Source organism: Bradyrhizobium quebecense, from assembly GCF_013373795.3.
Lineage (GTDB): Bacteria > Pseudomonadota > Alphaproteobacteria > Rhizobiales > Xanthobacteraceae > Bradyrhizobium > Bradyrhizobium quebecense.
The window spans coordinates 4,749,909-4,764,443 of sequence record NZ_CP088022.1 but is presented as its reverse complement, the minus strand read 5'-3'; the positions used below and the strand labels follow the sequence as shown (position 1 = coordinate 4,764,443).

Sequence of the window (14,535 nt, the reverse complement as noted above, 5' to 3'; positions counted from 1 at the left end):
GGCCGGCCGCTGGCCTTGCTCTTCGTGTGGGGCTAAAACGCCTGCGTCATACGGAGTGTCTCATGCAGGATATTTGGCGTCTGTCGGCGGCTGAACTCGCCTCCCTCATCAAATCCAAGAAGGTGTCAGCGAAGGAGGCGGCCGAGGCCGGGCTCGCCCGGCTCGACGCGGTGAACCCGACGATCAACGCGGTGGTCGATCACCGGCCGGACGACGTGCTGGCGCAGGCCGCAAAAATCGATGCGGCAATTGCGCGCGGCGAGGCAGTCGGGCCGCTGGCCGGCGTGCCTGTTACCATCAAGGTCAATGTCGACCAGGAGGGCTACGCCACCACCAACGGGCTGAAGGCGCAGCGCGACCTGATCGCCAAGGTTGACAATCCGGTGGTGGCCAATCTGCGCAAGGCCGGCGCGGTGCTGCTCGGCCGCACCAATTGCCCGGCGGTCTCCTATCGCTGGTTCACCACCAATCTCATTCACGGCGACACCAAGAACCCGCGCGATCCCGGCATCACGCCGGGCGGCTCGTCGGGCGGCGCGGGCTCCGCGGTCGCGGCCGGCATCGGCCACATTGCGCATGGCACCGATATCGCGGGCTCGGTCCGCTATCCGGCCTATGCCTGCGGCGTGCATGGCCTGCGGCCGAGCATGGGCCGCATCCCCGCCTTCAACGCGGCCTTGCCGGAGCGTCCGATCGGCCCGCAGATCAGCGCGGTCTCGGGCCCGCTGGCGCGCACCGTCAACGATCTGCGCATTTCGCTCGCCGCGATGTCGGCGCCGGACTATCGCGATCCCTGGTACGCGCCGGTGCCGCTCGAGGGGCCGCCGCGCGAGAAGCGTGTTGCGATGTGCCTCAATCCCGATGGCCTCAACCCGGTGCCGGAAGTGGTCGCCGCGGTGGCCGATGCCGGCAAGCGATTGCGAGAGGCCGGCTGGATCGTCGAGGAGATCGCCGACACGCCGTCCCTGCGCGAGGCGGCCGAGATTCAGACCAGGCTCTGGCTCGGCGACGGCTACGAGGCCCAGCTTGCGTTTGCCGAACGCGAGGGCGATCCCGGCGCGCTGGCCTGCCTGCGCGGCGTCCGCGCCAGGGTGCATCCGTTCGACCTGTCGCAGGCGCTGACCCGCCGCGCGACCTTGACCCGCGAATGGTTTGCCTTCCTCGATAAATATCCGGTGCTGCTGATGCCGGTCTCCGGCGAGCTGCCGTTCCCCGATCATCTCGACCGCAAGGACGAGGCGTCGTTCACGCGGGTGTGGCACGCGCAGCTGCCGCAGATCGCGATCCCCTTCATGGGGTTGCCGGGGCTCGTCGTCTCCACTGGACTCGTCGGGCGGATTCCGGTCGGCGTGCAGCTGGTCGCCGGCCGCTACCGCGAGGACCTCTGTCTTGCCGCGGGTGAGGCGGTGGAAGCCGGCGGCACGCCGTCGTCGCCGATCGATCCGGTGATTTAAAATGGCGACCGTTTACGATTTCACCGCAAAATCGCTCACAGGCGACGAGGTGCCGCTGCAGCGGTTCGAGGGGCAGGTGCTGCTGATCGTGAACACGGCGAGCGCCTGCGGGTTCACGCCGCAGTACAAGGGCCTGCAGGAGCTGCACGCGGGTCTCTCGGCGCGCGGCTTTGCCGTGCTCGGTTTTCCCTGCAACCAGTTCGGCGCACAGGAGCCGGGGACGGCCGCGCAGATCGCCGCGTTCTGCGAGACCAACTACGCCGTGACGTTTCCGATGTTCGCCAAGATCGACGTCAATGGCTCAGGTGCGCATCCATTGTACGAGCATCTGAAACGTGAGAAGTCGGGCCTGCTCGGGCCGGCGATCAAATGGAACTTCACCAAGTTCCTGGTCGATCGCGCCGGCAAGGTCGTGGCGCGGCATGCGCCGACCGCCCGGCCCGAAGGATTGAAGAAGGAAATCGAGGCGCTGCTATGAGCGACGACACCAACGACCAATTTCCCGACCGCCTCTCGGTCGATCCGAACAGCCCGTACTACAACGCGGAGATTCTTTCGCGCGATGTCGGCATCCGGTTCAAGGGTGCCGAGAAGACCAATGTCGAGGAGTACTGCATCAGCGAAGGCTGGGTGCGGGTCACCGCCGGCAACGCCAAGGACCGTTACGGCAATCCGCTGACCATCAAGGTGCACGGGCCCGTCGAGCCGTATTTCCGGGACAAGGCGAAGTCCTGAGGCGCTTCCTCCACCGTCATTGCGAGCGAAGCGAAGCAATCCATTCCTCCGCTTGTTGAGAACTGGATTGCTTCGTCGCTTCGCTCCTCGCAATGACGATGAGGAGAGAAGCGGGCACCCAACACAGAGAGCGACAGCACCATGTCCGTCCGCATCGTCGACGTCCGCGAGGTGACAAAACCGATCTCCTCGCCGATCCGTAACGCCTATATCGACTTCACCAAGATGACCACGAGCCTGGTCGCCGTGGTCACCGACGTGGTGCGCGACGGCAAGCGGGTGGTTGGCTACGGCTTCAATTCCAACGGCCGCTACGGGCAGGGCGGGCTGATCCGCGAGCGCTTTGCGCCGCGGCTGCTCAAGGCCGATCCGAAATCGCTGCTCGATGCCTCTGGCGCCAATCTCGATCCGGACAAGGTCTGGTCGACGCTGATGTCGAACGAGAAGCCGGGCGGCCATGGCGAGCGTTCGGTTGCGGTCGGCACCATCGACATGGCGGTGTGGGACGCGGTGGCGAAGATCGCGGGCAAGCCGCTATTCCGGCTGCTCGCCGAGCGCCACGGGCTATCAGCCAATCCGCGCGTGTTCGTCTATGCCGCCGGCGGCTATTACTATCCGGGCAAGGATCTCGGCGCGCTGCGCAAGGAGATGCGCGGCTATCTCGACCGCGGCTACAACGTCGTGAAGATGAAGATCGGCGGCGCACCGCTCGCCGAGGACCGCGAGCGCATCGAGGCGGTGCTGAAGGAGATCGGCCGCGACGCGCAGCTCGCGGTCGACGCCAACGGCCGCTTCGATCTGGAGACCGCGATCGCCTACGCCAAGATGCTGCGGGAGTATCCGCTGTTCTGGTACGAGGAGGCCGGCGATCCGCTCGATTATGCGTTGCAGGCCGCGCTGGCCGAGTTCTACCCGGGCCCGATGGCGACCGGCGAGAACCTGTTCAGCCATCAGGATGCGCGCAACCTGATCCGCTACGGCGGCATGCGGCCGGACCGCGACTGGCTGCAATTCGACTGCGCGCTGTCCTACGGGCTCTGCGAATATCAGCGGACGCTTGAGGTGCTGAAGACCCATGGCTGGTCGCCGAGCCGCTGCATCCCGCATGGCGGCCACCAGATGTCGCTCAACATCGCGGCCGGCCTCGGCCTCGGCGGCAATGAGAGCTACCCCGACCTGTTCCAGCCCTATGGCGGCTTCCCGGACGGCGTGCGCGTCGAGAATGGGCACATCGTCATGCCCGACCTTCCCGGCATCGGCTTCGAGGGCAAATCCGACCTCTATGCGGAAATGAAGGCGCTGGCGGCGTAGCCGGTGCCCATCCGGCCAGCCCGGCAGGCTTGAGTCCGCTTGCAAAATATTTTGAGCGTCGCTCAATAAATTATTGAACGTTGCTCACACTCCGATATACTTATGCGGGAGAGGCGTCTTTCCGCGGATTCCCCCGGAGAGGCGCGGAACCTGCCATGAGGATCACCGCATGCCATATTCAGCGAAGAATCTCCGGGACGCCGCCGATGCCGGGGTGATCAGCGCGGCTGATTTGGACCGGTTGCTCGCCTTCCTGGCGAGCCATGACGGGCAGGGCGCGGCGGGCGACGCAAGTCCGGCGGCCAGGTTCGATGCCGCCCATGTGCTCTGGTACGCCGGCGCGCTGATCGTGATCGGCGCCATGGGCCTGTTCTCGACCCTGGCATTCACCCAGATGGGCGGGCGGGCGCTCACCGCGTGTGCGATCGCCTACGCCACCGCTTTCGCCGTGGCCGGTCACCACCTCTGGTACGGTAAGGATCTGCGGGTTCCCGGCGGCTTGCTGATCGCGATCGCGGTCTCGATGGCGCCGCTTGCGGTCTACGGTATCCAGGACGAACTCGGCTGGTGGGGCAAGTTCGGCAAGCCGGGAACCGTTCAGGATTTCTACATCTGGGTGAAGGGCAGCTGGATCTTCATGGAGATCGCGACCGTTGCCGCCGGCATCGTCGCGCTGCGCTACTTTCGCTTCGCCTTCATCGTCGCGATCATCGCGTTCGCGCTGTGGTTCATGTCGATGGATCTGGCGCCGTGGTTCAGCGGCACGAATTATGCCGACTTCGAGACACGGCGCCGGGTGTCGGTGTGGTTCGGATTGGCCGTCCTCGCGGTGGCCTGGATCGTCGACTATCGCAGCCGCAACGGTGACTTTGCGTTCTGGCTGCACCTGTTCGGCCTGATGGCGTTCTGGGGCGGCATTACTGCATCCGAAGGATCAACCGAACTCTCGAAAGCGGTCTATTGCCTGCTCAATATCGGTCTCGTCGCGGTGGCGGTGATCCTGATGCGGCGCGCCTATGCGGTGTTCGGCGCGTTCGGCATCTGCATCTATCTCGGACATCTCGCCGACGTCGTCTTCAAGGACTCGCTGTGGTTTCCGTTCTCGCTGTCGCTGATCGGAATTGCCGTGATCGCCGCAGGCCTGCTCTACCATCGCAACGAGCGTGCGATCGCCGCCTGGCTCGAGGCGCATCTGCCGGCGGGGCTGCGTCCGCGGTCTGCCGCGTGACGCCGGCCCGGGCATGACGACAATTGAGAGAGCTGGTTCGTATCCGGAAAAGGGTCCTACGACAGCCGCATGTCGAGCAGCCGCCGGCCTTCGCCTTTCAAGAGCTTCTTCACCGCGCTCGAGGCGATCACCTCGCCGTTGTTGGCATAGGCCTCGTGGTTCTTCTCGATGTCGTCGAGGCGGTAGAGGTAGTTGACCATCACGCCGGCGGATTCGCGCAGGCCCTTGGGCGAGAGGTCGCCGAGCCAGTTGATCCGCTCCAGCCGTGCGCCATTGCCGAGATGGAAGCGCGCGACCGAATCGATCAGTCGTCCCTTCGGCGTGCGTGCCTTCAGGAAGTAGTAGGCGGCGAGCGGCTCCAGCACGGCGCGCAACTGCGTGGCGAGTTCGGCGTTCTCGAACCAGCCGGGCTTGCCGAGGCTTTCCAGGAGCTGACGGTCCTCATCTGACAGCGGCACGTCATCGGCCTGTTTCACCCACTGCATGAAGCCCGGAACCGGCGACAGCGTCACGAAATTGTCGAGCTTCGGCAATTCGCGGCGCAGCTCCTCGACCACCTGCTTGATCAGGAAGCTGCCGAACGAGATGCCGCCGAGCCCGCGCTGGGTGTTGGAGATCGAATAGAACACCGCGGTGCGGGCGCGCTCGACCGGCACCGGCTCGCGCTCTTCGGCGAGCAGCGGCGCGATCGCGCCCGGAATGGCTTCGGTCAGCGCGACCTCGACGAAGATCAGCGGCTCGTCGGCCAGCGCCGGGTGGAAGAAGGCGTAGCAGCGGCGATCCACCGGATCGATGCGGCGGCGCAGATCGTCCCAGTCGCGAATCTCGTGCACGGCCTCATAGCGGATGATCTTCTCCAGAATATTGGCCGGCGACGACCAGTCTATCCTGCGCAGCACGAGGAATCCCCTGTTGAACCAGGACGAGAGCAGATGCACCACGTCGCGATCGAGCGCGGCGAGGTCCTTGTTGCCCTTCATCAATGAAAGCAGATCCGATCGGATCGACACCAGCTCGCTGGTGCCGCCCGGCGCGCGGTTGAGCCGGCGAATCAATTCCTGGCGGCGCGGCTCGGAGGCGAAATGCAGGTCGCTGGCGTCGCCGCCATTGGCCTTGTCATCCGCCTTGGCGCGCCAGCTCTCGATCGCCTGCGCCAGCCTGGCATGATCGGGGCCGAAATCGCGCGCCAGCGTCTGGAAGAACGACAGGCGGCCGGCGGCATCGAGGTGGTGGTAGCGGTCGAGCACCTCGCGCGCCATTGCGGTGCCGGAGGCTTCGCCGCGGCCGGACAGCAGCGCCTCGCACAATTCCAGAAGCTCGGACGCATCCTGCCTGTCGTTGGCCGGGCTGGCGCGGCCGAGCAGGACGCGGCCGCGTTCGGAAATCGTCGAGAGCAGGTCAGAGAAGAAGGCGTTGGCCATGTGCGGGTCGTATCCAGCGGGTCGTATCCAGTGAAGCCGGACCTTACACGGGATTTAAGGTCGGCAGGAATGCAATCAAGCGCATGGATCGTACGGAAATATGTCGCAGCGCGACAACGGTATAATTCTTCATCACTGCGCCCGATGACAAACCCCGCTCACGTCCGTTCCGCGAACGCGGTCGGTGTCTTGCCGGTGACCTGGCGGAACGCATGGGAAAATGCCGGTACGCTGGCATAGCCGAGGTCGGAGGCGACCTGCTTGACCGAAACATTCGCATTGGTTGACAGGCGTTCGATCGCGGCCGCGATGCGGGCGCGCTGGCACCAGCTCTTGAAGGACAGCTGCGTCTCCGCCGAGAACAGTCGCGACAGCGTCCGCGCCGACGTGCCGACCGTGCGCGCCAGCGCATCGATCTCGTGGTCCTTGGTCGGATCGGCCAGCACGATGTCGGCGGCGCGGCGACAGCGCGGCTCCTGCGGCAGCGGGATGAAGGTCGCGGAATCCTCGGCCTGGTGCAGTTCCAGCATCACGAGCCTGATCAGGAGGTCGGTGCGCTGGCGTCCGCATGAGGCGTCGAACAGCGCAAGGATTGCCTGGTGCACCAGCGGCGACACCCGCACCACGAATTCATGGCCGAGGCTGTCGCTGCGCGCTTCGCGCGCGAGCCAGGCTCGGTCGAAATAAAGCGTGCGCATCTCGATATCGGCGAGCACGTCGATCGCGTGGGGGAGCAGAGCAGGGACCCACACCGCGCGGTCCGGCGGCACCAGCCAGCGGCCCTTCGGCGTCGTCACCTGCATGGTGCCGCTCGCGGCATAGACCAGTTGCGCCTCGCGGTGCATGTGCGGGTCGAGGCGGACGCCCTTTTGGTAGCTGCGCGCGACCATGTGCACCCCGTCGCCGGTGACGCGCCGGTCCTTGTGGAGGGCTCTTATTGGCGGCTCAGCGATAGTCATTGGCGACATCCCGTCAGGACAAGGACCTATAACCTATTTTCGAGCAATTGAAGAATCGCGTGAGAGACTTGCCAGTGAAAGACCTGCCCATGAGCAGCCCAACGAACAGTCCAAGCCGGGTGATCAGCTTCGTCAACGCCGGCCATTTCATCGATCACTACGCGATGCTGATTTTCGCGGCCGCCGTCATCATCATGGGCCCGGCGCTCGGCATGGCCTATTCGGAACTGCTGCCCTATGCGACGCCGGGCTTCATCGCTTTCGGCGCCGGCTCGCTGATCACGGGCTGGCTCGGCGATCGCTGGAGCCGCCGCCACATGATGGTGATCTTCTTCGTCGGCATCGGCCTGTCGATGATCTCGGTCGGCTTCGTGCAGACGCCGCTGCAACTCGGCGCCGCGCTGCTGGCGATCGGCATCTTCGCCTCGATCTACCATCCGGTCGGCACGGCGATGATCGTGTCCTATGCCGAGAAGCTCGGCGCCCAGATGGGCATCAACGGCGTCTGGGGCAATCTCGGCGTCGCCTCCTCGGCGCTGGTCACCGGCGTGATCGGCCAGTATCTCGGCTGGCGCTGGGCCTTCATCGTGCCCGGTACGGTCACCGTGCTGGTCGGCATCGCCTTTGCGATGACGGTGGTGCATGAGGACCGCAAGGGCTCCAGGCAGGCCGCAGCCCAGGTGCGGGTCGCCAAGGAAGACATGTGGCGGGTGGTGCTGTCGCTGCTGATCGTGGTGATCGCGATCTCGACCACCTTCAACGCGGTGACGGTGGCGCTGCCGAAGCTGTTCGCCGAACGGCTCGCCGATCTGACCAGGAGCCCGGCGCTGCTCGGCGTGATCGCGGCCGGGGTCTACGTGTTCGGCGCGATGACGCAGTATACGATCGGCAAGCTGCTCGACAGACATTCGCTGAAGACGGTGGCGCTGCCGCTGTCGTTCATGCTGGCGCCGTTCCTCTATCTGGCGGCGAGCCTGTCCAACTTGCCGCTGATCGTGGTCTCGATCGGCATCGTGATGGGCGCGTTCGGCCAGGTCACGGTGAACGATGCCATGGTCGGCAAGTACACCACCGAGGAATGGCGCTCGCGCGCCTATGCGGTCCGCTATTTCGTCGGCTTCACCGCGGCGGGCGCCTCCGTTGGCCTGGTGGCCTGGCTGTACGACCAGGGCGGCTTCTCGATGATGCTGCGTGCCTTCGCGGCGCTGTGCCTGCTGGCGATTGCGGCCGCGATCATCCTGCCGCGCGAGATCCGGACGCCCGCCACGCAGGCGGGTTGACGTCCTGGCGGTTTGCCGCACCCATTTCAAGCTGAAACAAGCCCACAGCGCCCATCCGCCCCAAGCGGATGGCGCTTTTTCGCGCACCGCACAATTGTATCCGTAAACTTTGTCCGGACCCGGCGGTGTGATACGCTCCACACGGGCCTTCGGGCCCAAGGCGCCGGTTGCGCCGATCACTGCCATTTGTGGTTTGTGGAGCAGCCGAGGCCATGGGCGAAATTCGCGACTTCAGATCCGGCAAGCCGGGCAAGCCACCACCCGGCGACGCAATGCCGCGACGCCTTGCCGCGATCGTTGCGGGCGATATCGCCGGCTACAGCCGCCTGATGCAGCTCGATGAAGAGGGCACCCACAACCGCGTCAAGCGGCTCGAGCGCGATCTGGTCGAGCCTACCATTGCCGAGCACCATGGCAAGCTGGTCAAGACCACCGGCGACGGTTTTATCGCGATGTTCGACAGCCCGGTCGAGGCCGTCCGTTGCAGCATCGTGATTCAGCAGAACATGATCGGCCGCAATGCGGCGATCGCGAGAGATCACTGGATCGAGTACCGGATCGGCGTCAACCTCGGCGACGTCATCATAGAGCCCGACGATATCTATGGCGACGGCGTCAACGTGGCCTCGCGTCTGGAAGGGATCGCGGCGCCGGGCGATGTCTTCATCTCGGGCGGCATCTACGAGCAGATCAAGCACAAGATGGTCTGCGGATACGAATCGCTCGGGGACCGCAAGGTCAAGAACATCACCGATCCGGTCCGGGTTTATCGCGTGCTGCCGGACGCCGCCGCATACCAAAGAACGCGCAGGCGTCGTGAGTCCATCCTGCTCACGCTGCTCGGATTGGCCATCGCAATCATCGCCGCGGGTGCGCTCTGGTACATGCTCGCGCAACCGCGCGGCAGGTTGACCGACGTGGCGCGGGCGCCTTCCGCGCCGACGGCATCGCCTGCAGCTCAGCAGCCGGCAACAACCGCCGCTCCCGCTCAGACTCCAGGCCAGGCTTCAAGTCCGATCCCAGGTGCCGCGCCGGCACAGCAAGCGACACCGCAAGCCGCACCCTCGACAAGTCCAGCCGTGGTGTCGGTGCCGGAGCCCGAAATGATTGCGCTCCAGGGCGGCAGCTTCTCGATGGGGAGCAATGACGATCCCTCGGAACGCCCGATCCGCAGGGTGACGGTCAAGTCGTTCGCGATGGGCAAATATCCGGTCACCGTGCGGGAATGGAATGCTTGCGCGGCGGCCAAGGCCTGTAACTTCACGGCTGGCGGCAAGGACGACGTGCCGGTCACCAATGTGAGCTGGAGCGACGCGAAACAGTATGTGACGTGGCTCGCCGAGCGCACCGGGAAGGCCTACCGGCTGCCGAGCGAAGCCGAATGGGAATATGCGGCGCGCGGCGGAACGCAATCGAGATACTGGTGGGGCGACCAGATTCAATCGGGCAACGCCGGTTGCAAGGATTGCGGCGGCGACGGTGCCGCCGAACAGCCGGTCAAGGTCGGTAGTCTCAAGCCGAATCCGTTCGGTCTTTACGACATGGGCGGTAGTGTCGATCAGTGGGTCGAGGATTGCTGGCACAGGAACTACCAGGGCGCCCCGGCCGACGGTGCGGTGTGGCCCGGCGGCGACTGCGCCTCCCACGTCATTCGTTCGGGCTCCTGGAAGAATGATGCGCGCTATGTCCGTCCGGCCAATCGCGACAATTACGACACCAATGTTCGCTACCCAACCCACGGTTTCCGGGTCGCGCTGTCTCCCTGAGAGATCGTCTGTAATCGCCAGGTTTGGAGGGGTTATGAAAAGTGCAGGCCTGATCATGCTCGCTGCGGCACTGACATTGCTCGCCAGTCCGGCCACCGCGCAAAACAAACCGGCGGGGAAAGACACCAAGCTGTATTTCATCTGGCCGCACGACGGAGCTAAGGTCAGAAGCCCGTTCTGGTGCCGCTTTGGGCTGCGCAACATGGGCGTCACCCATGCCGGCGACGAATATCCGAACAGTGGCCATCACCATCTTCTGATCGATGTGGATGAGCCGTTGAATCCGAATGAGCCGATCCCGTCGGACAAGTCTCACCAGCACTTCGGTGCGGGCCAGACCGAGACGCAGCTCGATCTGGCGCCCGGCAAGCACACCTTGCAGCTGGTGCTGGGCGACGCCAAGCACTATCCATTCAACCCGCCGGTCGTCTCCGAAAAAATCACCATCCGGGTCAAATAGGCCGATACGGATAGCTCCCTTGCGCGACCGCCGCTTGCGCAAAGCGGCCTCGTGCGGTTTGTTGCGCGCCGCCGGGCGCTAGACCCGGTGTGGAGGGCGTCCGATGTTGTCGCGACTGCTGCGTCTGGCTGGCCTCGTTCTGGGAGTGATTGTCATGGCCATATCCGCCAATGCCGACGCCTTGAAGGATCAGATCGCGCCGACCGGAAAGCTCCGGATCGCGATCGCGATCAGTCCGGCGGGCGGTGCGTTCTGGTCGACCCGGACCGAGAACGGCTATGCCGGCGTTCCCGTCGATCTCGGCAGGGAGATGGCGGCGCAGCTCGGTGTTCCCGTCGACTATGTCGTGCACCAGAATTCCGGCCAGATCACCGACGCGGCGTCGAGCAACAGCTGGGATATCACCTTCCTGCCCAAGGATCCCGAGCGCGAGACCAAGATGACGTTCGGGCCGATCTACGAAGTTGCCGACGCCACCTACATCGTCAAGCCGGGCTCCGCGATCGCGAATTTCGCCGCGCTCGACCAGGACGGCGTCAAGGTCGCTGCCGTCAACGCCACCACCACGATGCGCGGCGCGATCGCACACCTCAAGCACGCCAAGGTCACGGGCTATCAGACCTATGACGAGATCTTCAATCTGCTGAAGAGCGGCGAGATCGACGCATTCGCGTTGTCGCGCGATCAGCTCAATGCGATGGCCAAAAAGATTCCGGGTAGCCGCGTGCTGGACGAGACCTTCAAGCAGACCGTCACTGCGGTTGCGGTGCCGCTCAACCATCCGCTGGCCGCGGCGTTCGCCACCAGGTTCATGACCGATGCGATCGCCAACGGCACGCTGCGCAAGGCCTATGACAATAACGGGCTGAAGGGCACCCCGGTCCGTACCGGGGTGAAGTAGACCGGGCGCATCCGGCGTGGGTGACATCTGGGCATGCTGCACAATTCCGCGCCATCGCGCTACGCGGTTCCAGCGTCGCCTCTCTAACTCATTGTATCAACAAGGATTTAATGCCGTCCGCGAGCGTTTCCGGTTGGCATGTCCATTGCTTTTGGTTGCATTAGTCAATGACGACTGCCGTCCTCCGGATTGCCGAAGCCAATGCAGGCCGAGGTGAGGGGATCAAGGCGCCCCGCCCGGGCGCCGCGAGCAATCGTTACACCCCCAACTCCCCGACGGACGAGCATTGCAACCAACCCGCGTCGCTTCCGGCAGGCAACCGGCGCGGCCGAATTGCGCAAGGGGAATTTACGAATGGCCTATCTCGCACCGTCCGAATTCGTCGCCAAGATGGTGGACGCCGGCGAATCCAAGATCTTCATGTCGACGCGCGACACCGTGATCCGCGCCTACATGGCCGGTGCGATCCTCGCGCTGGCGGCCTGGTTTGCCGTGACGATCAACGTCAACACGGGCCAGCCGCTCGTCGGCGCATTGCTGTTTCCGGTCGGCTTCGTGATGCTATATCTGCTGGGCTTCGACCTGCTGACGGGCGTGTTCGTCCTGTCACCGCTGGCGCTGCTCGACAAGCGCCCCGGCGTCACGCTCGGCGGCGTGCTGCGCAACTGGGGACTCGTCTTCGTCGGCAATTTTGCCGGCGCGCTCACGGTCGCGTTCATGATGGCGTTCGTGACCACGTTCGGCTTCACGCAGGAGCCCGACAAGGTCGGCATGACCATCGGAAACGTCGGCGAGGCGCGAACGCTGGGCTACGCGGCGCATGGCGCGGCGGGCATGGCCACGCTGTTCATCCGCGGCATGCTCTGCAACTGGATGGTCTCGACCGGCGTCGTCGGCGCCATGATCTCGACGACGGTGCCCGGCAAGGTGATCGCGATGTGGATGCCGATCCTGGTGTTCTTTTACATGGTGTTCGAGCATTCGGTCGTGAACATGTTCCTGTTCCCGTCGGGACTGATGCTCCATGCAAAGTTCTCGATCATGGACTACCTGATCTGGAACGAAATCCCGACCGTGCTGGGCAATCTCGCCGGCGGTCTCGCCTTCACCGGGCTCACGCTCTACACGACGCATGTGAAGACGGCGCCGAAGCGCCAGCGCCTCGCGGCTTGATCCTGGCCGGCTTATGGGGCTCTCCTGTCACGGAGGGCCCCATCCGCATTGGGACGGTCGATGCCGCGCGCGCTGACAATATCGGTCGGGCAATTCTCTGATCAGGGCCGCAAGGACACCAATCAGGATTTCCACGGCGTGCTGATCCCCGACGAGCCGCTGCTCGGCCTGAAGGGCATCGCCGTGGTGCTTGCCGACGGTATCTCCTCGAGCAGCGTCAGCCGCATCGCCGCCGAGTCGGCGGTCAAAAGCTTCCTGACCGATTACTACTGCACCTCGGAATCCTGGTCGGTGAAGACCTCGGCGCAGCGCGTGCTGGAGGCCACCAATTCCTGGCTGCATGCGCAGACCAGGCGCAGCCAGAACCCCTACGACAAGGACAAGGGTTACGTCTGCACGCTGAGCGCGCTGGTCATCCGCTCGACCACGGCGCATCTGTTCCATGTCGGCGACAGCCGGATCTACCGCGTCGCGGGCAACAGCCTCGAGCAATTGACCAACGACCACCGCGTCGTGCTGTCGTCGCAGCAGAGCTATCTCGGCCGCGCGCTCGGCGTGAACCCGCAGCTCGAGATCGACTACCAGAATCTCCGGCTGGAGCGGGGCGACACCTTCCTGCTGGTGACCGACGGAATCTACGAGCACGTTCCCGCGCGGCAGCTGGCGCGGATGATCCTCGACGGCGCTGCCGATCTCGATGCCGCCGCGAAATCGATCGTCGAGCTGGCCTATGAGAACGGCAGCCCGGACAATCTCACCGCGCAGGTCATCCGGATCGACGAATTGCCCGACGGCGACGCCGGCGAGGTGTTCGGCCAGTCCACCGAGCTGCCGCTGCCCCCGCTGCTCGATGCAAGGATGCTGTTCGACGGCTACCGCATCGTCCGCGAGCTGCATGCATCGCACCGCAGCCACATCTATCTCGCGGTCGACGAGGAGAGCGGCACCACGGTCACGATCAAGATCCCCTCGATCGATCTGCGCGACGATGGCGCCTATCTGAGACGCTTCATGATGGAGGAATGGGTCGCCCGGCGGATCGACAGCCCGCATGTGCTGAAGCCGTTTCTGCCGCAGCGCAAGCGCAACTTCCTCTATGTCGCGATGGAGTACATCGACGGCCAGACCCTGACGCAGTGGATGATCGACAATCCTGCTCCCGCGCTGGAAACAGTGCGCGACATCACCGAGCAGATTGCAAAAGGGCTGCGCGCGTTCCACCGCAAGGAGATGCTGCACCAGGACGTCAGGCCCGACAACATCATGATCGACAGGACCGGAACGGTGAAGATCATCGATTTCGGTTCGACGCGGATCTCGGGCGTCGCCGAGGCGGCGTCGGCGGGCGTCGAGGACATTCTGGGCACCCAGCAATACACCGCGCCGGAGTATTTCCTGGGCGAGGGCGGCACCGCGCGCTCCGACCTGTTCTCGCTCGGCGTCGTGACCTATCAGATGCTGACGGGCCGCTTGCCCTACGGCGCGCAGATCGCGCGCGCCCGCACCCGATCCGACTTCAACCGGCTGGTCTACCGTCCGGCTGCGCATGGCGGCCGCGACATCCCGGCCTGGGTCGACGGCGCGCTGGAGCGCGCGGTGCACGCCAATCCGCTGAAACGCTACGACACCTTCTCGGAGTTCCTGTTCGACCTGCGCAATCCCAACGCAAGATATCTGACGACGTCATCGACCCCGCTGATCGAGCGCAACCCGGTGCTGTTCTGGAAGTCGACCACGCTGGTGCTGGCGCTCGTCGTGGTCGTGCTGCTCGCCTACGGCGCGCATCATTGGCGGTAGCGGCGCCAAATCCGCCAACCTATCCCCGTCATCCTGAGGAGCGCGCAGCG

The 14,535-nt window shown here is 64.8% G+C and carries 13 protein-coding genes; 11 read left to right on the top strand and 2 right to left on the bottom strand.

Annotated features, from left to right (window positions below):
- Nucleotides 1-62 precede the first annotated feature (62 nt).
- The 5 genes from HU230_RS23090 to HU230_RS23070 all read left to right on the top strand — a co-directional run bounded on the left by HU230_RS23090 (nucleotide 63) and on the right by HU230_RS23070 (nucleotide 4,728).
- Nucleotides 63-1,454, top strand: a complete 1,392-nt coding sequence (locus HU230_RS23090; protein WP_176529713.1) for an amidase family protein — start codon at nucleotides 63-65, stop codon at nucleotides 1,452-1,454.
- 1 nt (nucleotide 1,455) lies between these two features.
- Nucleotides 1,456-1,932, top strand: coding sequence for a glutathione peroxidase (locus HU230_RS23085; protein ID WP_176529714.1), 477 nt, complete (start codon nucleotides 1,456-1,458; stop codon nucleotides 1,930-1,932).
- Nucleotides 1,929-2,189 carry a DUF3297 family protein gene (locus HU230_RS23080; RefSeq protein WP_092116110.1) on the top strand — a complete coding sequence of 87 codons (261 nt, stop codon included), beginning with the start codon at nucleotides 1,929-1,931 and terminating at the stop codon, nucleotides 2,187-2,189. Before HU230_RS23085 ends, HU230_RS23080 begins: the two co-directional genes overlap by 4 nt.
- Before the next feature lie 141 nt (nucleotides 2,190-2,330).
- Nucleotides 2,331-3,500: a mandelate racemase/muconate lactonizing enzyme family protein gene (locus tag HU230_RS23075; protein ID WP_176529715.1), complete on the top strand. Its 1,170-nt coding sequence runs from the start codon at nucleotides 2,331-2,333 to the stop codon at nucleotides 3,498-3,500.
- Between the two features lie 169 nt (nucleotides 3,501-3,669).
- Nucleotides 3,670-4,728: a hypothetical protein gene (locus HU230_RS23070; RefSeq protein ID WP_176529716.1), complete on the top strand. Its 1,059-nt coding sequence runs from the start codon at nucleotides 3,670-3,672 to the stop codon at nucleotides 4,726-4,728.
- 56 nt (nucleotides 4,729-4,784) lie between these two features.
- Here HU230_RS23070 and HU230_RS23065 read toward each other — a convergent pair whose 3' ends face one another.
- Both HU230_RS23065 and HU230_RS23060 read right to left on the bottom strand, forming a co-directional pair.
- Nucleotides 4,785-6,149 (bottom strand): malonyl-CoA decarboxylase, encoded by a 1,365-nt coding sequence (locus HU230_RS23065; RefSeq protein ID WP_176529717.1) that lies wholly within the window; start codon nucleotides 6,147-6,149, stop codon nucleotides 4,785-4,787.
- Nucleotides 6,150-6,307: 158 nt separating this feature from the next.
- Complete coding sequence (locus HU230_RS23060; protein WP_176529718.1) at nucleotides 6,308-7,108, bottom strand: AraC family transcriptional regulator; 801 nt, start codon at nucleotides 7,106-7,108, stop codon at nucleotides 6,308-6,310.
- Nucleotides 7,109-7,197: 89 nt separating this feature from the next.
- Between HU230_RS23060 and HU230_RS23055 the strand changes: the two genes are divergently transcribed.
- The 6 genes from HU230_RS23055 (at nucleotide 7,198) to HU230_RS23030 (ending at nucleotide 14,485) form a co-directional block, all read left to right on the top strand.
- On the top strand, nucleotides 7,198-8,388 hold the full coding sequence (locus tag HU230_RS23055) for an MFS transporter (RefSeq protein ID WP_176529719.1): 1,191 nt from the start codon (nucleotides 7,198-7,200) through the stop codon (nucleotides 8,386-8,388).
- Nucleotides 8,389-8,600: 212 nt separating this feature from the next.
- A complete protein-coding gene (locus HU230_RS23050; RefSeq protein WP_176529720.1) occupies nucleotides 8,601-10,154 on the top strand; it encodes an SUMF1/EgtB/PvdO family nonheme iron enzyme in 1,554 nt (517 codons plus the stop codon).
- A 55-nt stretch (nucleotides 10,155-10,209) separates the two neighbouring features.
- Nucleotides 10,210-10,614, top strand: coding sequence for a DUF4399 domain-containing protein (locus HU230_RS23045; RefSeq protein ID WP_420840796.1), 405 nt, complete (start codon nucleotides 10,210-10,212; stop codon nucleotides 10,612-10,614).
- A 154-nt stretch (nucleotides 10,615-10,768) separates the two neighbouring features.
- On the top strand, nucleotides 10,769-11,515 hold the full coding sequence (locus HU230_RS23040) for a transporter substrate-binding domain-containing protein (protein ID WP_224943464.1): 747 nt from the start codon (nucleotides 10,769-10,771) through the stop codon (nucleotides 11,513-11,515).
- A 354-nt stretch (nucleotides 11,516-11,869) separates the two neighbouring features.
- Nucleotides 11,870-12,688 (top strand): formate/nitrite transporter family protein, encoded by an 819-nt coding sequence (locus tag HU230_RS23035; protein WP_092116092.1) that lies wholly within the window; start codon nucleotides 11,870-11,872, stop codon nucleotides 12,686-12,688.
- A 60-nt stretch (nucleotides 12,689-12,748) separates the two neighbouring features.
- Nucleotides 12,749-14,485, top strand: a complete 1,737-nt coding sequence (locus HU230_RS23030) for a bifunctional protein-serine/threonine kinase/phosphatase (RefSeq protein WP_176529723.1) — start codon at nucleotides 12,749-12,751, stop codon at nucleotides 14,483-14,485.
- Nucleotides 14,486-14,535 lie beyond the last annotated feature (50 nt).